Origin of the sequence: Thermogemmatispora sp., assembly GCF_019683755.1 — a bacterium.
In the GTDB taxonomy this organism is placed as follows: Bacteria; Chloroflexota; Ktedonobacteria; order Ktedonobacterales; family Ktedonobacteraceae; genus Thermogemmatispora.
This window is the reverse complement of the sequence record NZ_JADGHT010000055.1, coordinates 1-18390: the sequence shown is the minus strand read 5'-3', so window position 1 is coordinate 18390 and position 18390 is coordinate 1. Positions and strand designations below refer to the sequence as shown.

Below are 18390 nucleotides of genomic sequence, written 5' to 3'. Positions count from 1 at the left end.
GGTCATCTCACCCCTTTGCGCCCACAGCCTTTGTTCCCTCTCTTTATTGATCGGCTTCCCTGCCTCTCTTACTCCTTCAAGAAGCCAGCCGCCCCAGCCAGCCCCCAGCTCTCTCCAACCCAGACTGGCCTAGGCTTTGCCGGCTCGTCGGCGACGCTGCTCAGCTCTTTTACGTCGATATTCTAAACGACGACGCCGACGCTCACGGCGCTGAGCCTCCTTCAGGGCTGGATCGATCTCAGGCCCTGTGGTCGTTTGAGCCGCAGCTTTGGCCTGACTACCATCGGCCCCCGAGGCTGTCTCCGAAGATTGACCGGAAGCGGTTCTCCCCCGAAAGCCCATGCGTACGACCATGACCGCCAGCACGAGGGAGATGATCAGTAAGGCGAAGGAGACGCCCAAGAGATAGGGCGCCGTCCACGCTGGCAGCAGCGTCGTTCTGGCCAGCGCGCTGATAAAGAAAACCAGCGCCAGCAACAGGTATTCGCTGCCAGTAAGAATATTGACTTGCTTGAGGGGGGAGCTGCCCGGGTGCGCAAGCAGACGACGGCGCCCCACCACCAGGTTATATCCCCCCAACACCACAAAGAAGAGACCAAAGATGATCAGTATCCGTGGATCGCTCATCAGTGCACGTACTCACATAAATAAAGAATAAGCGTGATTACCAGCCGGGCAGAGCCAGGTACAGTCAGCACCGACTCCGCTTATGAGCGTGCTGTGGGCTGCATGTCAGCGGCCTGCCTGCTTTGGATAGCGCGGGCTCGTCCATATTGCCAGCGCAGGAGCAGCGCCAGTAACAGAGAGAGCAGCGGCCCCGTCACGAGATTCAGGCTAAACGTGAGCGGATCGAGGACACGCAGGGTACGCAGGGGCAGCGCGATATCGGCGTGAGGGATCTGCAACAGACCCGCTAGACCTTGAAAGACCCAGAGATCGGGCGCCAGTACCAGCCCCAGGCCCAGCAAAGCCGTCAGCAAGAGATAGTGTGACCAACTCGGCAGCGGCAACGCTTCCCGGGAGGCCGTCAACGCTTCTGGCGTCTCGTAGCCATAGGTGCTTAGGAGCAGCAAAGCCAGGGCCGCTCCGTTTAAAACTAGCGGCTCCAGAGCCAAGACATCGAACATGGTCCCATTGCCGAGGAAGAGCGGGATTCGCCAGAGCAGCGAGAAAATAATCAAGGCCGCATCGGGACGGCTAAGGTCGATGTGAATGGGTACCTGCCAGGGCAAAAGGGCTGACAGCAGGCGCAGCGTCGGAAAGGGACCGGGTGCGAACTGGTAGAGCACAAACATGGCATCGTAGGCCGCCGCAAAGAGATAGCCGACCACCGTTGGCAGTAAGGCCAGGAAGAGCACGGCAATAGCATAGCTCAGCAGTGAGCGGCGTGCCGGCGTTGTACCGGTCGCCGTCGCGCCGGTCTCTTCTGGCTCAGCTTGCGCTTCCTCTGCCTGTTCTTGCTCCTCTTCCTCAGCTCCCAGCTCTTCATCTGAACGCTGGTCGACAGGCGCTGACAGTTCTTCCGCTGCGCCCAGTCTCTTGGTCTCCTCCCCACCGCTATCTGCTAAGGCACTGCCTGCCTGCGCCGCCTTCTCTTCCTCTTCGTCCTGCACACCATGCCTAAGCGAAACGACCGTCACCTGCTCGTCGTCAGCAGCCTCCGCCTGGTCCGAGGCTGCTACCTGCTCTCCAGTTGGCTCAGCGGCACGAGCCGGCACAGGCCGTAGTGGCGCAAAAGCTAAATGGCCGAGCACAGCTCCCACCAAGCTGAGCACTAGGGCAAAGATGGTTATCAGGCCCCAGGTGCTCAAAAAGGCCAGGCGCAGTTCGGCCTGAGTCAAGAGCGTCGACAGTACTGAGGGATAGGTCAGGGCGGCCCCCAGATGACACAGGGCCAGAATAGCGCCGGATAGGGCTGCCTCCAGCAAGCCAGGACGCTGCAAGGTGCGCAGCTTACGGATGGCCGTTACTAGCAGGCCACAGCCGGGAGCTGCCAGCACCGCCACAGGCACCAGCGCTGTTGAGGGCTGGATATTCAAGCGGGCAATAATAGCGAAGAGCAATCCCACCACAGTCACGGCCTCCACCGCCAGCCAGTCGGGTCCATCTTTCGAGCGAGGCCGTCGCTTCCCTTCAGCGGGAACAATGACCGGCGGGGCTGTCGCAGTCGTCTCGCCTGCCTGCTGCTCCGTCGTCTCAGAGGCTGCAGGCTTCTCCTCGGCGCCTGCCTGGGCCTGGGGAGCGGCGGAAGTGCGCTCAGAACGTTCGGCTTCTTGCATGCAGATGCTCAGCTCCTCATGGACAATCTGCCAGGATAGTAGCACATCGAGAAGAGAGCGACAAGAGGCAAGCCAGCTAGCCGCGCCAGCGAGCGCCCTGATCGCTGGTGCGGCTGAGCCGTAGCAATGGAGGGTGACCTTGGCCTGATCGGCCAGCCGGAGGACTGATCAGTCAAGCGCGTGAGCGACGAAATGTCAGGCGCTGGAGCAGCCGGCTCCCGGGAACCAGATAATGGCGCTGACCACCTCTTTGCCGGGTACCGCCAGTTCGCCCTTGTCAGGCACCAGCCAGCCCTCCAGGAAGGTACGTAGCTCGCGACGCGTTGCCTCATCATCGGGCAGGAGCAGCTGCTCTAGCAGCTCGTCCACGGCCTCATCGAGAGAGGGGTAGCGCAGCGAGAGGGGTGTCTTGACGATCTCCACATTGGCGTAGATGCCCATCTCAAAGAGGACATCTAGCAGGTGAATATAGGCTGGCGGGCGAGCCAGTTCCCTTCCATGAAAGTGGCGCCAGACGGGAGCGGTAAACTCATCAAGGTGGGTGGCCCGCATATAGATATAGCAGGTCCGCCGGGCAGCGGCGCGCAGCTTCTCGACAAAGGGGACCACTTCGCGGATCGGATAGAGCACATGGCTACAGAGGACGATGTCGGCCTGCAGATCAGCCGGAGCCGCTTCCCAGGTCGACTGGATCGTCACGATATTGTCTACTCCACGCTCCGCGGCCTCCTGGCGTAGATAGCTCAGCATAGTCGCGTTTGGCTCGACCGCATAGACGGTCTGGACCAGCGGCGCGACAGCCAGTGCAAAGCGGCCCGTTCCAGCTCCCACATCGAGCACGGTGAGCGACGGCTCTAGCTCCTGACGGAGGTGCAGAAAGAATGGATCGCTCACGCCGCGCTCGCGCGTGCTGCGATGGTAAAAGCGCGCACGCCGGTCCCAGAATTGGGCGCTGGAGCGTCCCAGGCGGGCATAGATCTCCTCCATCTGTCGCGCACGCGCATCATGAATGGCATACCAGCGTTCAAGCGCGCTCTCCATAGCCCTGCTCCTTCGTCTGTTCTCCTCCGGGCCAAGACCTCAGCCGATAGCTCGCTAACCCTGGGCGGCTCCTCCAGGTTCGAGCTTGGCCTTCAGGCAGGAGAAGAACTGGCCGGTCAGCTTCTCAGCCGTCCCTTGCAAGAGGCGGGCCCCCACGCTGGCGATTGTCCCGCTCACGATGACTTTAGCCTCCCAGTCCATGCGCGTTTGGTTGCTATCGACCGCCGTCAGGTGCATATCACCCGCCAGCTCTACGGCGCTGCCCGGAGCCTTCCCGCGGGCCTTCACAACCATGTGATCCGGTTCATGCATCTCGGGTCGCGTTACATCCAGCGTAAACTTGGCCTTCACGGCGCCGATGCCGACGCTCACCACCGCCTTCCAGTGCTCCTCTCCCAGTACTTCAAGGCTCTGGAAGCCCGGAGCACACTCGGCAACCTTGTTGACATCCAGCAGGAAGGCCCAGACCTTATCGATCGGGGCAGCAATGGTCTGCGAACCAGAGAAATCCATAGCGGCCTGTCACCTTTCGTGTGTTGCATGTGCCTTGGGCGCAAGATAGCGCTGCGGATCGCTTTCAAAGAGCCGCTTGCAGGCGGGGCAGCAGAAATAGAAGTCTTGCCCTTGATAGGTGCTGCACTGCCTGGCAGCGGCTACTTCTACTATCATACCACAGACCGGATCAATGGCCGTTGCCGGCGTCGCCGACGCGGCAGAGGCAGACGCCGGCTCGCTCATCTCCGGCTTCTGGGTAGCCTGGCGCCGGCGCACCTGGACCAGCTCGGCTAGAATGCTGGCCGCGATTTCCTCGGGCGTGACCGCTCCCACATCCAGACCCGCGGGGGCACGCAGGCGCGCAATGACGCTTTCTTGGAAGCCGGCTTCCCGCAGATACTGACGGCAGGCTTCAGCCCGGCGACGGCTGCCAACCATGCCGACATACCAGGCGGGACTACGCAAGGCACGGGCGACAGCCTCTTCGTCGTATTCGCCGTGCGTGGCTACCAGGATAGCGCTGCGTTCATCAGGCTGCATCGTGAGGAGGCCGCTCTCATCGACGCGCACAATGGCAAAGTCCAGTACGGGCGCCAGACGTGCCAGAGCGGTCACAACCGGCGAGGCGCCGATCAGAAAGAGGCGTGGCTGCGGCAAATGTGGCTCCATATAGATGTCCAGAACGCCTCCGCTGCTACAGGTCATGGGGAAGACGCGCACACCAGGGCCGGCCCGCGCGAGACCAGCCTCCGACGCTCCCAGGCGCAGGAGATAGGGGTCACCTCCTTCGTGTAGCAAGCGCAGAGCTTCGCGTACAACTACGGGCTGGGCACAGCTCCCGCCGATCCAGCCGCTGACGCTTCCATCGGCCTGGATCAAGGCCCGCGCCCCGGGCTTGGCTGAGGTGGGCCGCTCGCACCAGACCACGGTCGCCAGGACGAAAGGTTTGCGCGCCTGCTCCAGACGCTGAGCCAGTTTGAGCACATTCTCAGGCATAGCCGTTCCCTCCAGGCAGCAGGAACCGGCAAGCGGTCAGCGGCTCACCGGCTCACGGCTGCCTTTATCCACCTGGTCAGGATTGCTCAGCGCCACGCTAGGCCGTGGCAAGTCCTTTCTCTTTGAGAATGGCCCAGACCTTCCAGGGAGTGATAGGAATGTCGATATGACGGACGCCGACATGCGCCAGGGCATCGACTACGGCGTTGGCAATGGCCTGGGGAGCGCCAACAGTCGGCGACTCGCCCACGCCTTTGGCTCCAATGGGGTGATGCGGCGAAGGTGTCACTGTGCGCGCTGTCTCCCAGCGCGGGGTCTCCACTGCCGTCGGGATCAGATAGTCCTGGAAGTTGCTTCCCAAGACATTGCCGTTCTCATCGTAGGCCAGTTGCTCGTAGAGGGCCGGCGCTAATCCCTGGGTCAGGCCGCCGTGGATCTGCCCTTCAACGATCATCGGGTTGATGACCGTGCCGCAATCGTCAACGGCCAGGAAGCGGCGAATGTGCACTTCGCCGGTGCCGCGGTCAATGTCGACGACGCAGATATAGCTGCCAAAGGGATAGGTCAGATTGGGCGGGTCGTAGTAGTTGACGGCCTCCAGACCCGGCTCCAGATAGGGCGGGCAGTTGGTGTAGGCAGCAAAGGCAATCTCCTGGATGGTCTTGCCTTTGCTCGGGCTGCCGCGCACGTAGAAGCGCCCCGGCTCCCATTCAAGATCTTCTTCGCCTACTTCCAGCAAATAGGCGGCGATCTTGCGCGCCTTGTCGCGGATCTTGCGCGCGGCTACGGCGGTGGCAGCGCCTCCGACAGGGGTGCTGCGGCTGGCGTAGGTGCCCAGGCCATAGGGAGCGGTATCGGTGTCGCCGTGCTCGACGTCGACGTCATCGGGTGAAATGCCTAGCTCGGCGGCGATGATCTGGGCAAAGGTGGTCTCGTGACCCTGGCCCTGCGTCTGGACGCCGATGCGCGCCAGGACCTTGCCTGTGGGATGGACGCGGATTTCACAGCTATCGAACATCTGGATGCCGGCAATGTCGAAGTGTTTGCCAGGGCCAGCCCCGACAATCTCGGTGAAAGAGGAGATGCCGATGCCCATGAGTTCACCGCGCGCTCGCCTCTCGGCCTGTTCGCGACGCAGCTCCTCGTAGCCGATCTTCTCCATCGCCAGGCGTAGGGCACCTTCGTAATTGCCACTGTCATAGGTCCAGCCCAGGGCCGAGCGATAGGGAAAGGCTTCGGGCTTGATGAAGTTCTGCAGGCGGATCTCCGCGGGATCTTTGCCTACTTCGCGCGCCAACGTATCCATCATGCGCTCAATCAGATAGGAGGCCTCGGTGACGCGGAAGGAGCAGCGGTAAGCGATGCCGCCAGGAGCTTTGTTGGTATGCACGGCATCAACGGCGACATGGGCGTGCTTGAAGTCGTAGGAGCCTGTACAGATGTGGAAGAGGCCAGCGGGAAACTTGGTCGGCTGGGCTGCTGCATCAAAGGCACCGTGGTCGGCCAGAGTATAGACACGCAAAGCTTTGACTGTGCCGTCCTTGTCAGCGGCGATCTCCGCGTGGATGTGGTAGTCGCGCGCAAAGCCGGTGCTGGTCAGGTTCTCGGTACGGTCCTCGATCCATTTGACCGGCCTGCCCGTCTTGAGGGCGGCCACTACGGCGCAGACATAGCCGGGATAGACGGGCACTTTGTTGCCGAAGCCACCGCCCACATCGGGCGAGATGATGCGAATACGATGCTCGGGCAGCCCTGAGACAATGGCGAAGAGCGTGCGATGGGCATGTGGCGCCTGGGAGGTCATCCAGACGGTCAGTTTGCCAGTGGCTGTGTTGTAGTCGGCCACACAGCCACAGGTCTCGATGGGCGCCGGGTGAATGCGCGGAATGTACATGTCCTGGCGGACTACAATGCCGTTCTGTTCGGCCTCGGCAAAAGCGGCATCGGTGGCGGCGCGGTCGCCAGTTTCCCAGTGGTAGATCTGGTTGGTCGGCTGGCGATCTTTCTTGTCGGGCCGCAGCAAGGGAGCGTCGGGCGCGAGAGCTTTGTGAGGGTCAACGACAACGGGCAGCGGCTCGTAGTCGACCTCGACGGCGGCAGCGCCGTCGGCAGCCGCGTAGCGGCTCTCAGCGACAACGAAGGCGACCTCTTGCATTTGGTAGAGCACGCGATCGACAGCCAGCACGGCTTCGCTGTCTCCTGAGAGTGTCGGCATCCAGGCCAGGCCAGCGGCCTCCAGGTCTTTGCCGGTGATGACGGCGACCACGCCCGGCACCTGCAAGGCCTTGCTGGTGTCGATGCTTTTGATCAGGGCGTGGGCATAGGGACTGCGCACGATGTCGCCGTAGAGCATGCCGGGGAGCTGGATATCGTCGACGTAGTTGCCTTTGCCTCGAATGAAGCGCGCGTCTTCCTTGCGCTTGTAGGGTTCTCCCAGCCCGTGTACATGGGGTCCTGCACTGCTAGTGGTCATGGCTATTCACCTCCGCCGCCGCTGCCGGCGGGTACCTGCTCGGGTTGTGGTTCGCGCAGTTTCTGCGCAGCGTATTGGATGGCCTTCACGATGTTGACGTAGCCCGTGCAGCGGCAGAGATTGCCCGAGATGCCTTCGCGAATCTCTTGCTCGCTGGGACTGGGATTGCGTTTGAGCAGGGCCAGGGCGGCCATCATCATGCCCGGTGTGCAGTAGCCACACTGGAGGGCATGCTCGACGTGAAAGCCCTCCTGCAGTGGGTGCAGCTTGCCGTTCTGCTCCAGGCCCTCAACGGTCAGCAGCTCGCGCCCATCGGCCTGGACAGCCAGCATGGTGCAGGATTTGACGGCCTTGCCGTCGACAAGAATGGTACAGGCGCCGCAGGAGGAGGTATCACAACCGATGTGGGTACCTGTGAGGCGCAGGCTGTCGCGCAGCCAGTGGACGAGCAGGGTACGCGCTTCAACGTCGCCTTCATAGTGCTTGCCGTTGATCGTGACATGAATGTGATGGATGCTCATCGCGATGCGCCTCCTGTTGCGCGACTGCGTGCCAGACGCAGCGCCCGGATGGTCAAGGTCTCAACCATCGCCCGCTTGTAGTCAGCAGGACCGCGCAGGTCGCTGACGGGTTGGGCCTCGGCGGCAGCTTGCCTGGCGGCCTGGGCGATGACTGCCTCCTCGAGGGGCCTGCCCAGCAAGAGCTGCTCAGCAGCACGGGCCTTGATGGGAGTCGGGCCGACGTTGGTCAGGCCGATGCCAGCGTAGGTAACATGATCGTTACCATCCAGAGTGAGATAGACGGCCACGCCGGCAATGGCATAGTCACCGACCTTGCGCTCCAGCTTTAAATAGGCGCCACCGCTGCGCTCGCTTGGGGCCGGAATACGGATCTCGGTGAGCAGCTCGTTGGGCTGGAGGGTTGTTTCAAAGCTGCTGTCGGTGAAAAAGTTCTCGATGGCCATCAGGCGCTGACCCGCAGGGCCAGTGGCCACAAGCTGGGCACCTAGGGCAAGCATGGTTGCTGGGTGATCATTGGCGGGATCGGCGTGGGCCAGGTTGCCGCCAACGGTGGCCCAATTGCGCACCACGGGATCAGCAATGACGCGCGCCGTGTCCGCTAAAATGGGATAGCGCCGGCGAATGAGGTCCGAGGTCTCTAGCTCGACTTCGCGTGTGAGCGCGCCAAGGTGGAGGACCCCATCGGCTTCTTGGATGTACTCGAGGTCACGCAGGCGGTTGATGTCTACCAGCACGGCGGGGGAGGCGAGGCGAAAGCGCAGGAGGGGTATAAGGCTGTGCCCACCCGCGAGCACCTTGGCATCGGCGCCGTACCGGTCCAGTAGGGCGATGGCTTCGGCAACGCTGCCGGCCACCTGATAGTCAAAAGGACCAGGAATCAAGGGGAGTTCACCTCCGTTTCGTCACTGGCAGCCTCCTGAGAGGACAGAACAGCGCTAGCCGCCGTGAGCCATTGTTTGAGGTACGGCCCCTTCTCTGAGATCGGTCGCCCGGCTGGCTGGGTTCTGTCCACCGTTCACTCGGCATGTAGATCGTCGCAGAGCATTTCAAGACTGAGCAGAGCGTTGCGTGGTTCGCGTGGCTGGGAAACTTGCACTCCGATACGTTTTCAGTATAGCCAGCGCGGGGAAGCAGTTGTTACCCCCAAATGCAGGGTCTTGCTCCCCTGCTTTTGGAGGGTGACCTCTCGGTAAAAGCTGCACCAGGTGGCGGGTGAGCTGGCGCAGCTTGATGCCTTAGAGCCAGCCCTGCTTGACGGCTACCATGACGGCCTCTGTGCGGTTCTTGACTCCCAGGCGATGGAGAATCTCCTGCACGTAGCTCTTGACGGTATTTTCGCTGAGGTAGAGCTTGGCGGCAATCTCGCGGCTGGAGAGGCCCTGAGCAATGAGACGCAGAATGACGAGCTGCTGAGCGCTGAGCGGCTCGGGCGCCGGCTCCTGACGCACCGGCGTCCGACGCAGATGGGCCAGGACCGCCACCGCCGCTTTGGGGTCGATGGCCGCCTCACCGCGAGCTACAGCCCTGATGGAGCGCTTGAGGTCGAAGCGCTCGATGTCTTTGACAATGTAACCACGGGCCCCCGCCTGGAGGCACTCGGCTACCAGGTTTTCATCAGTATAGGTGGTCACGATGATGACACCGATCTCGGGATAGCGCTCGCAGACCTGACGGCAGAGGGCTACGCCGCTCACTCCCGGCAGGCGCACATCGAGGAGAATGATGTCGGGATGCAGGCGCTCGACCAGGGTCATGGCCTGCTCGGCATTGGAGGCCTCGCCTACGATCTCAAAGTCTGGCTCCGAGACCAGCATGGCCTTGAGGCCCTCGCGTACCATCTCGTGATCATCGACGATCAGCAGGCGAATCAAGAGGGATCACCGCCTTTACAATTAGGCCACCTTCCTCGCCATTGACCAGCAGGAGCCGCCCGCCACAGTCGCTCACACGCTGCTGCATGCCACGTAAACCCAGATGGGCCGGATTGTGACGGTAGTTTTCCAGGATCTCCGGCGCCAGACCAACCCCGTTATCTTGCACGACCAGCATGGCCTGTGTGCGCGTGACCTGGAGCGTGACTACGACGGTGGTCGCTTGGGCATGGCGCAGGACGTTAGAGAGGGCCTCGCGCGCTACGTTGTAGAGGGCATTTTCCACTGCTGGCGGCGGGACACTGGCCCACTCGGCGACAACCAGGTCCATGTCTAGACCGACAGCGGATTCGCGCAGGTCGTGGATCAGAGTATGCAGGCGGCTGATAAGCCCCCCATCTTGCGTCTGAGGCTCGCTGGAAGAGAGGGCAAAGATGGCGTCGCGCACCTGCGCTGTGCCGAGTGAGGCGAGCTGCTTGATGGTGCGGAGGGGCCGCTCTAGTGGGGAGCCTGGCGGTAGCTGCTCCAGGACCCAGTCGGCTTTGAGGCCAATGGTAAAGAGGGTCTGCTGAACACGGTCGTGTAGCTCCTGGGCAATGCGGCTGCGCTCGTCGGCCAGCATCTGGCGCTTTTGGGCCTCGGTCAGCTCGTGGTGCAGGGTCTGCAGGTCAGTGGCTACACGGGTCAGTTCCTGGTTGCGCCGCTCCAGCTCGGCGGTGCGTTCGCGAACCTCGCGTTCGAGGCGCGCGGCCTGTTCCTCCATTGCGTGCCGCTCGCGGGCAATGAGCTGAGCATTATGTATGGCCACAGCGGCCTGCGCACTGAGCGCTTCAATGAGTTCAACGTGGCGCGGCTTGAAGCGGTTGGGCCGGGTGTGTCCGATGAGAAAGGCTCCCAGGATCGACCCTTCGCGTGTCCGCAGTTGGACGCCGAGAAAGCTGCGTACTGGGATATGGCCGCGGGGAATGCCAACATAGCGCCGGTCGGCCAGCACGTCGTCAACCAGCACTGAGGTGCCTTTCCAGAAAACAGGATGCAGCACACCTACACCTTCGACCGGCCCCACGTGGCGAAAGTGCTCTTCGACGCCGTGCTCCCCAGAGATGGCTGCCAGATGGAAGAGACCTTTTTTGCTCCGTCGCTCCGGCTCCTCTCCGGTCAGCTCGGGAATGAGGAAAAAGGCTGCGTATTCGGCAGCGGTTACCTTGCGCGCGGCATCGGTGATCATCTGGAGCAGACGCTGTAGATCGAATTCGGAGGTGAGAGCTATGGCAATGCGGTTGAGCTGGGCCAGCTCTTCAGCACGCTCCTGCAGGCTGGCGATCAGGTTCGTCTGGCTGTCATCGCTGGTCTGTATCATGGCAGGCTTCTTCTCTCTTTGGCGCGCAACTAGCCAGGCCCGAGCAAAGACGTCCATTCGTCTCCGTTGACTGACTTCTAATTATTATAGCAGTTGTCGCTGGCTCGTGTTCTAGGAATGATCATCGCCAGCCTCGAAGCTGGCACGATAGGTAAAGAATGTCAACTTGCAACTGTGGCTGTGGTATGGCTCTCGCAGTTGACAGGGGACTGAGATCCCCCTCGTTCTCTCTCGAGGCTCAAGGAGGCCCCGGCCCTGGCTATGCCGGCAGCGACCTCCGTCGTTTCAAATCAGGCCGATCTGTCACCTGTGCCAGTGAAACGGACATTCCAGGGCCACCTTTCGCTCGACGCTCCTATCCTGCGCCGTTCTGTTCCTGCTTTCTCTCCGGCTTCTCTTTAGAGGAAATCATGTGAAAGAGGCATAGATCCCCCTCTCTTCTCCGCTTGAGAAAGGCACCGCTGGCTGCGAGATCCACAAGTATAGAGACGTACTTCTCTATGGGAAGTATGGGTTCAGCACATCACATGGAAGTCGGTTACACTAACGATTGAGATCGCAGGAGAGGAAGGTAACTCAATGTTAGATGAAGAGTCTACTTTTCAGTTCTCCGCTCATGAGGAAGACGCCAGACCAGCGAGAGTGCGGCGGCGGCTTCCCCTGGTACCTACCTCGCTCATCATAGTAGGCCTGGTGGCTCTGCTCTGGCTAGTCAGTATCGTCATTGTGCCGCGGTTCATCTTACCGTTCAGCAGTGGCCAACCTAATCCCATACCCCAGGGCACGCTCTCACCTGGCGAGAACCTCTTCTATCTGCGCAGCTCCTTGCCGGGCAGCCGCTTTCTGCTCGACGGTCAGCCGCTCAGCAAGTTGCCTGATCCCGCGCACGATCCTCCTCTGGTGCTCTCTCCCGGCACGCATGTCCTGATCTGGCAAGCACCGCCCTTTCTTAGCCAGAGCTGTCGCCTGACAATCGTTCCTGGCCAGCTCTCGATCGGTGAAGCCTGTGACACCCACACCCTGGTCACGGTGCCTACAGGGAGCTATCGCGGGCTTCAGGCTAACCTGCTTGCTTTTACCCCTTCCAGTCAGCTTTTGCCACCCGAACAGAGGAAGGCGCTTTTTGCAGTCATCGCTCATCTCCTCGCCGGCTTTCAGGCGAGCGACTTACTGCGGCCAGGGGAGCCGTTTATAAGCGTCAGCGCGCCCAACCAGATCGCCATCGCCCAAGAACCTTTGCGGGTGACGCTCAGGCTGCAGCTTGATACCGATCTTCAGTCCAGGTTTATCTGCCTGGCACCACTCTTCGTGTTAGCGTCAGGGGAGCAGCCAGCCTCTAGCTGCGATCTCGGCGGTCAGAACTGCCATACGCTCTGCACGCTGATTCCTGAGCTTGCTTCACCGCTGATTCCTCAACTCTCAGGCTTCCCCGCGGGGACCTGGAATGTGCTGGCAACGGTGCGCACAAGCTGGGACTACAGCACACTGAGCGGCCAGATCGTCGCTCGTCAGCAACCCGATCGGGCTGCCCTGGAGGGCGACGAGTACACGCTCTATCTGCATGTGCTCTGGCAGCAGGAACAAGGCTGGCAGGTCACGCTTGATTCTTTTGAGACCCCTCCGATCTGCGCTGTTGCTCGCGCTGCTGTGGCTCAGCTCTCGTTTGAGACGCGCCCTCCCTACATTGAGAGCGGCCAGCTCCTGCATGCACTGCCTTTCGAGCATACTTCCTGCCTTCTGAACTATCGCTTCCTGCCAGTCACTCCCTCCTCTTCTCCACTGGACGTACTGCTGCTCTACCGCTCTGGCCTCATCCAGGCCGCCAACCAGGCAGCTCACCAGCTCTGGCCAACGCTACCGCAGTTCTCTATTTCATAAGCACGATGAGCGCGCAATGTCCCCTGCACCCTACAGTGCCGAGTCAGGCACAGTGCAGTGATCCTGATTGCCAGCCGCTAGCTAGAGGAGACGACAGAAGATGGCCTTGAGATAGAGGGTCTCGGGCATAGCCAGGTTGACCGGATGATCGCAGCTATGAGTCAGGACCTCCAACACCTGAACCTCACGCTCGAGAGCGCGCGCCGCCAAGGAGAGCGTTCCCGACAGATCATCCAGGCCGATGGCCCCCGAGCAGGAGCAGCTTAGCAGGATACCAGCGGGACGCAGGACGCTCATGCCCAGCATGTTCAGACGGCGATAGGCACGCAAAGCCTGGGCCCGCGCCGCGTGGCTGCGCGCAAAGGCTGGCGGATCGAGCACGACGATGTCGAAGCGCTCGCCGCGTGCACGGGCTTCCTCCAGATAGGCAAAGACGTCGGCGACAACAAAGGCATGCCGGCTGGCATCCAGCCCGTTGAGCGCAAAGTGGCGCCGCGCCGCCGCCATCGCTGGCTGAGAGCTGTCGACGCTGGTCACCCGCACCCGCTCATCGGCTAAGGCGGCCACCAGCGAGAAGCCACCAGTATAGGCGAAACAATTGAGCACGCGCGCCACATCCCCAGGCGCAAGCTCGGCCACGACCGCCCGCACATACTTCGCCAGTGCGGCGCGCTTGTCGCGCTGATCAAGAAAAAAGCCAGTTTTTTGCCCGCGCCAGGGATCGATCAGATAGCGCAGGCCGTTTTCGCGTCCTTCGACCTCTGGCGGCACCTCACCAGCCAGCAGGCGTGGCTCCTCTAGGGCCAGTCCCTCACGGCGCCGCGCCTGGCTGTCGTTCCGCAGCAGCAGGCCACGTGCCCCTGTTTCTTCAAGCAGTGGCTCCACCAGGAGGGGGAAGAGACGCTCCATCCCGAGCGTATGCACCTGGGCCACCAACACTTCAGCGTAGCGATCAACGATCAAACCAGGCAGGCCATCGCCCTCAGAGTGGACCAGCCGATAGATATTAGTCACAGCGGGGTCGAAGACGCGCCGCAGCTCCTGGGCGCGACGGATGCGCCGGCGCAGCAGAGCGGCATCGATCGGCTCCTCGCGCCGCGTCAGTAGACGGATCGCAATATCGGTACGGGGATGATAATAGCCGCGCCCGAGGAACTGCCCCGAGGCCGAGCGCACCTCAACCAGTCCCCCAGGCTCGACCTCGTGTGGTACCTGCTGCAAGGCTCCCGAGAAGATCCAGAGATGACCGTTGAGCAGCGGCTCCTCGCGCTGCGGCTTCAAGCGCACCTGTGGATAGTGTACAGACATTGACACTGGCCAGTTTTCGGGATTGCGGCAACGCCGCCCTGTCTTCTCCCTTCCGGCAAGTCTGCCGGCTCTACTCGTCGGCCATTATAGCATACGGGTCAGCGGCAGCAAGGGGAGCCGTTCCCTCAGCACGGAACCAGGCCAGCGCCTCGCGCAGGCGCACTACCTCACCGATGACAACCACCGCCGGTGCCCCCAGGCCAGCCTGAGCTGCCCGCTCTGCGATTTCAGCCAACCGTCCCTGAACCGCGCGTTGCCGCGGCAACGTTCCCCACTCCACAACCAGGGCCGGCGTAGCCGGGTCCAATCCCCCAGCCTGCAGCTCAGCCGCAATCTGCGGCAGCGTCCTAACCCCCATCAGAATCACCAGCGTTCCCCTAATACGCGCCAGAGCCTGCCAGTCCACAGCGCTCGCCTCATGACCACGCTCCTTATGACCGGTGACAATGGTCACCAGTGAGGCCAGGCCCCGGTGGGTCACTGGCACCCCAGCGTAGGCCGGCACGGCTAGCGCCGCGCTCACTCCTGGCACCACTTCGAAAGGAATACCAGCCTGCGCCAGCGCCTCGGCCTCTTCGCCACCGCGCCCAAAGACAAAGGGATCACCTCCCTTCAGACGCACCACCAGGGCCCCACGGCGTGCATGCTCGATCAAGAGGCGATTGATCTCCACTTGAGACATTTGGTGACAGCCCGGACTTTTCCCCGCAAAGATCAGCTCCGCCCCAGCTCGCGCCTCCGCCAGCAGCTCGGGCGCGACCAGGCGATCGTAGAGCACCACATCGGCAGCCCGCAGGCAACGCAAGCCCTTCAAGGTGATCAGATCAGGCGCGCCAGGACCAGCCCCCACCAGATAGACCTTACCCCGCTCCAGGGTCGCCCCCTGCAGATCCAGCTCCTCATTCATCCATCTGCCTCCTTCCTCAGACTACGAGGCCTGCGGATGCCCATCGGCGGCCTCGGCTTCATTATCACTGAAGGACTGAGGTACCTCCACGCCATACTTGCGCAACAGTCCCCCTATGAGAGCGCGGGCCTCTCTCTCGGCGCCAGCCTCCAGGTGAGCCAGGACCGACGAACGGTAGAACTCCTGGAAAAAGGCATCGCGCTGCTCATAGGTTACACCCTGGGCCCGCAGCAGGGCCCGTGCCTCAGCCGCCAGGCGCAGGAAGGTACCATAGGCCGGAGGAAAGTGCTGCTCCAGTTCCTGACGGATCAACTTCGCCAGGCCCGGGCTTGCTCCTTCCGTGGAGACAGCCACCGTCAACTGATCACGGCGTAGAATCGAGGGCGTAATAAAATTGCAGCGCTCGGGCAGATCCACGATGTTGAGCAACTGCCCACGCTGCTGGGCCTCGTTCCAGATAGCTTCCACTAGCTCCGGCGCGCGCGTTGTCGCAATGACCACAAAAGCCCCTTCCAGGTCGCCCGGCTGATAGGTGCGCCGCCACAGCTCTACCTGCGGGCCTAGTTTCTGGACTAGCTGCTCTAGCTCAGCGCAGCACTCAGGAGCAATCACACATACCTGGGCCCCACAGGCGGCAAAGGCCTGGACCTTCTCCGCCGCGATGCGATCCCCCCCGATCACCACCACGCGCCGATCGCGCACATCAAGCATAATCGGGTAATAGTGCGGCATCGTAATCGCCGTTCCTCTCTGCTCTCTCAGCTCTCTCACTCGCTCACTTACTGACAGATAACTGCTCAGTCAGCGAAGTCGCCAGGTCCCCCCTCATGTCTGACCACACCTTCCAGTCCTCACCTGGCCTCTATAAACAGCGCGCCTGCTTCCCGTGAAAGAGCAGCAGGCGCGCCTTTTCTCTCGACTCTCTCAATGCAAGCCACTCAGCTCGCGCTCGCTGAGGGCCTGCGCCCGCTGACGCAGATACTCCACCCCAACGCGATGGCAGTAGTCGCCAAAGGTCTCACCGGGAGCACGCTCATCGCGCCAGAGCAACAACAACGGGCGAATCCTGGCCGGGATCTCCCGCAGCGGTACCGAGGCGGCGTAGAGCGTCGTCAGACGCGTATTTTCCCAATCGCCGCCCACGTAGATGTTGTAGAGATCCTTCGAGCGGCCCACAAAGCCAATGTCGCCCATATAGGGACGAGCGCACCCATTGGGGCAGCCACTCATACGCAGACTGAGACGCTCACCGGCCAAGCCCAGCTCCTCCATCTGACGCCCAATCTCGCGCACCACACCAGGCAAAGCGCGTTCCGCCTCGGCCACCGCCAGGCCACAGGTCGGCAAGGCCGGGCAGGCAATGGCATAGCGCTTCACTCCCAGCTTTGTGGGGTCCGTCTCAATACCATGCTCGCGCAGCAAAGCCTCCAGCGGCTCACGCTGCTCCGCCGTCAGATCGGTCAGCAGGATATTCTGCTGTCCGGTTAAACGGATACCCGGGCGGAAGGTCTCGATCGCTCGCCGCAGGCCGGTGCGCAACTGGCAGGACTCCGTATCGCGCACGCGCCCATTCTCTACATAAATCCCCAGGAACCAGCGCCCATCTCCCTGCTCATGCCAGCCCAGGTGGTCATCCACTCCCTCCCAGTGGAGGGGATGGGGATCTGCGACCGCCCTCCCCAGGCGACGCTCTAGTTCAGCCCGGAACCACTCGATGCCACGCTCCTCAACCACATATTTCATGCGCGCATGCTTGCGGTTCTGGCGATCGCCATAGTCACGCTGGATGGTCACAATCGTCTCCACCACCGCTAGAGCCTCAGCCGCCGGCACAAAGCAGAGCGGCGTCCCCAGACGCGGATAGGTATCAGCTTTGCCGTGGGTCATCCCCATGCCACCACCGACCAATACCGTAAAGCCGGCTAGCTCGCCGCCATCATCCAGCTCCGCCACCAGCCCAATATCCTGGGTATAGACGTCGATACAGTTATCACCTGGGAAGGCAACGCCAATCTTGAACTTGCGCGGCAAATAGGTCGGTCCGTAGATCGGCTCTACCTCCTCTTCCTCCGGCGTGCCCACGGTATGGACATGCTGCCCATCGATCCAGATCTCGTGATAGGCGCGACTGCGCGGCGCCAGGTGACGTGCGATCTGCCGCGCCACTTCCTGGACCTGAGCCTGGGCCCGGTTGCGCGCCGGCGCCGGACAGGCCATCACATTGCGGTTCACATCGCCACAGGCCGCCAGCGTCGAGAGCAGGGCCTCGTTGATGGCGCGAATCGTCGCCCGTAGATTGTGCTTCAAGACACCGTGAAGCTGAATGCCCTGGCGCGTCGTGAAACGAAGGGTTCCATTGGCATAGCGGCCCGCTAGATCATCTTCGACCAGATATTGCTCGGCGGTCAATGCGCCCCCCGGAATACGCGAGCGGACCATGAATTGATAAGCCTTTTCCTCACCCGCGGCCTTGCGCGCCTGACGCAGGTCACGGTTCTCCTGCTGATAAATGCCGTGGAATTTGATAAGCTGGACCTGCGCCTCGCTGAAGTGCGTGGTGTCCTGAGCCAGCTCCTCGGCAATCTCCCCACGCAAATAGCGGCTCTCAGCCTTGATGCGCTCTACCTTGCTGCCACCGCCGACTCCCAGGCTCAGAAGGTTGTTGCCTGCGGAAGCAGGGGTCTGATGCTCTTGCTCGGTCGCCATACCTCAGTCCTCAAAGTTGACATAATGGATCAACTATAGTAACTATTAATTAACATACGATACAGAGCACTGTTTGTCAATAGGAGCATCAGAGCCGCAGCGCAGGAGGCCGTGAGACATGGCCTGGGGAGAGCTGGCAACGGTGGCAGCGAGGAACGGCGCAGAGGGATGGGCCGGCGCGGCCCAAGACAAAACGGGCCGCTGAGAGAGGTCCTCAGCGACCCGCGTAACATGTGCGTCTTCAGCCCATCACTGGCAGAGATGGCTTCCTGCCGCAGCGGCAAGGGGCTTCACTGTTCCCCTTGCCAGCTGACTAGTCCCGTGCTGACAACTACAGAGCAGGTGAGTGGCGTTTTTGGTGACAGGCAAAGGGCAGGAGATCAGCAATGCGATCCACCGGCTCCTAGCCATTGGGCCAGGTATGCCCGGCCTACTTTGCGGCGGCCATACCCTGCTTGTGGCCCACCTCATAGCCCCCCACCTACTGCCGCCCACCCACGTAGTCACTCGTCGGACTTTTTCTGCAACTGGATAGCGGCTGTCTCTTATAAACAA

Annotated in this window: 15 protein-coding genes; 1 reads left to right on the top strand and 14 read right to left on the bottom strand. The window is 61.8% G+C overall.

From position 1 onward, the window contains the following. Positions 1 to 129 precede the first annotated feature (129 nt). The 10 genes from IRZ24_RS06095 to IRZ24_RS06050 all read right to left on the bottom strand — a co-directional run bounded on the left by IRZ24_RS06095 (position 130) and on the right by IRZ24_RS06050 (position 11036). A complete protein-coding gene (locus tag IRZ24_RS06095; RefSeq protein WP_297161205.1) occupies positions 130 to 627 on the bottom strand; it encodes a hypothetical protein in 498 nt (165 codons plus the stop codon). Between the two features lie 80 nt (positions 628 to 707). Beyond that, positions 708 to 2279: a hypothetical protein gene (locus IRZ24_RS06090; RefSeq protein WP_297161204.1), complete on the bottom strand. Its 1572-nt coding sequence runs from the start codon at positions 2277 to 2279 to the stop codon at positions 708 to 710. Between the two features lie 195 nt (positions 2280 to 2474). Then, positions 2475 to 3320, bottom strand: coding sequence for a class I SAM-dependent methyltransferase (locus tag IRZ24_RS06085; RefSeq protein WP_297161202.1), 846 nt, complete (start codon positions 3318 to 3320; stop codon positions 2475 to 2477). Positions 3321 to 3374: 54 nt separating this feature from the next. After that, positions 3375 to 3833, bottom strand: a complete 459-nt coding sequence (locus IRZ24_RS06080; protein WP_297161200.1) for a CoxG family protein — start codon at positions 3831 to 3833, stop codon at positions 3375 to 3377. A 9-nt stretch (positions 3834 to 3842) separates the two neighbouring features. Beyond that, complete coding sequence (locus tag IRZ24_RS06075) at positions 3843 to 4811, bottom strand: XdhC family protein (protein ID WP_297161198.1); 969 nt, start codon at positions 4809 to 4811, stop codon at positions 3843 to 3845. A gap of 97 nt (positions 4812 to 4908) precedes the next feature. Beyond that, positions 4909 to 7284 carry an aerobic carbon-monoxide dehydrogenase large subunit gene (locus tag IRZ24_RS06070; protein WP_297161196.1) on the bottom strand — a complete coding sequence of 792 codons (2376 nt, stop codon included), beginning with the start codon at positions 7282 to 7284 and terminating at the stop codon, positions 4909 to 4911. 2 nt (positions 7285 to 7286) lie between these two features. Continuing rightward, complete coding sequence (locus IRZ24_RS06065) at positions 7287 to 7805, bottom strand: (2Fe-2S)-binding protein (RefSeq protein ID WP_297161194.1); 519 nt, start codon at positions 7803 to 7805, stop codon at positions 7287 to 7289. Further along, complete coding sequence (locus IRZ24_RS06060) at positions 7802 to 8686, bottom strand: xanthine dehydrogenase family protein subunit M (protein ID WP_297161191.1); 885 nt, start codon at positions 8684 to 8686, stop codon at positions 7802 to 7804. The genes IRZ24_RS06065 and IRZ24_RS06060 overlap by 4 nt, the downstream gene beginning before the upstream one ends. Positions 8687 to 9040: 354 nt before the next feature. Beyond that, complete coding sequence (locus IRZ24_RS06055; protein ID WP_297161189.1) at positions 9041 to 9676, bottom strand: response regulator transcription factor; 636 nt, start codon at positions 9674 to 9676, stop codon at positions 9041 to 9043. Next, entirely contained in the window at positions 9651 to 11036 is a 1386-nt protein-coding gene (locus IRZ24_RS06050; RefSeq protein ID WP_297161187.1) for a GAF domain-containing protein, read from the bottom strand. Before IRZ24_RS06050 ends, IRZ24_RS06055 begins: the two co-directional genes overlap by 26 nt. A gap of 579 nt (positions 11037 to 11615) precedes the next feature. On the opposite strand from IRZ24_RS06050, the gene IRZ24_RS06045 reads away from it, so the two are divergent. Further along, on the top strand, positions 11616 to 12914 hold the full coding sequence (locus tag IRZ24_RS06045; RefSeq protein WP_297161185.1) for a hypothetical protein: 1299 nt from the start codon (positions 11616 to 11618) through the stop codon (positions 12912 to 12914). 81 nt (positions 12915 to 12995) lie between these two features. On the opposite strand, the gene IRZ24_RS06040 is transcribed toward IRZ24_RS06045, so the two are convergent. From IRZ24_RS06040 to IRZ24_RS06025, 4 genes are all read right to left on the bottom strand, one after another. Next, on the bottom strand, positions 12996 to 14222 hold the full coding sequence (locus IRZ24_RS06040) for a class I SAM-dependent rRNA methyltransferase (protein ID WP_297161184.1): 1227 nt from the start codon (positions 14220 to 14222) through the stop codon (positions 12996 to 12998). Positions 14223 to 14292: 70 nt separating this feature from the next. After that, positions 14293 to 15129, bottom strand: a complete 837-nt coding sequence (gene cobA, locus IRZ24_RS06035) for a uroporphyrinogen-III C-methyltransferase (RefSeq protein WP_297161180.1) — start codon at positions 15127 to 15129, stop codon at positions 14293 to 14295. 21 nt (positions 15130 to 15150) lie between these two features. Then, positions 15151 to 15861, bottom strand: a complete 711-nt coding sequence (locus tag IRZ24_RS06030) for a bifunctional precorrin-2 dehydrogenase/sirohydrochlorin ferrochelatase (protein ID WP_297161178.1) — start codon at positions 15859 to 15861, stop codon at positions 15151 to 15153. A 192-nt stretch (positions 15862 to 16053) separates the two neighbouring features. Continuing rightward, a complete protein-coding gene (locus IRZ24_RS06025; protein ID WP_297161176.1) occupies positions 16054 to 17835 on the bottom strand; it encodes an NADPH-dependent assimilatory sulfite reductase hemoprotein subunit in 1782 nt (593 codons plus the stop codon). Between the last annotated feature and the right edge of the window lie 555 nt (positions 17836 to 18390).

Coding starts and splice junctions, on each gene's coding strand:
- IRZ24_RS06040 (WP_297161184.1), bottom strand. CDS start 14,222: ATGTCTGTACACTATCCACAGGTGCGCTTGAAGCCGCAGCGCGAGGAG.
- IRZ24_RS06025 (WP_297161176.1), bottom strand. CDS start 17,835: ATGGCGACCGAGCAAGAGCATCAGACCCCTGCTTCCGCAGGCAACAAC.
- IRZ24_RS06045 (WP_297161185.1), top strand. CDS start 11,616: ATGTTAGATGAAGAGTCTACTTTTCAGTTCTCCGCTCATGAGGAAGAC.
- IRZ24_RS06075 (WP_297161198.1), bottom strand. CDS start 4,811: ATGCCTGAGAATGTGCTCAAACTGGCTCAGCGTCTGGAGCAGGCGCGC.
- IRZ24_RS06070 (WP_297161196.1), bottom strand. CDS start 7,284: ATGACCACTAGCAGTGCAGGACCCCATGTACACGGGCTGGGAGAACCC.
- IRZ24_RS06080 (WP_297161200.1), bottom strand. CDS start 3,833: ATGGATTTCTCTGGTTCGCAGACCATTGCTGCCCCGATCGATAAGGTC.
- IRZ24_RS06085 (WP_297161202.1), bottom strand. CDS start 3,320: ATGGAGAGCGCGCTTGAACGCTGGTATGCCATTCATGATGCGCGTGCG.
- IRZ24_RS06030 (WP_297161178.1), bottom strand. CDS start 15,861: ATGCCGCACTATTACCCGATTATGCTTGATGTGCGCGATCGGCGCGTG.
- cobA (WP_297161180.1), bottom strand. CDS start 15,129: ATGAATGAGGAGCTGGATCTGCAGGGGGCGACCCTGGAGCGGGGTAAG.
- IRZ24_RS06050 (WP_297161187.1), bottom strand. CDS start 11,036: ATGATACAGACCAGCGATGACAGCCAGACGAACCTGATCGCCAGCCTG.
- IRZ24_RS06090 (WP_297161204.1), bottom strand. CDS start 2,279: ATGCAAGAAGCCGAACGTTCTGAGCGCACTTCCGCCGCTCCCCAGGCC.
- IRZ24_RS06065 (WP_297161194.1), bottom strand. CDS start 7,805: ATGAGCATCCATCACATTCATGTCACGATCAACGGCAAGCACTATGAA.
- IRZ24_RS06095 (WP_297161205.1), bottom strand. CDS start 627: ATGAGCGATCCACGGATACTGATCATCTTTGGTCTCTTCTTTGTGGTG.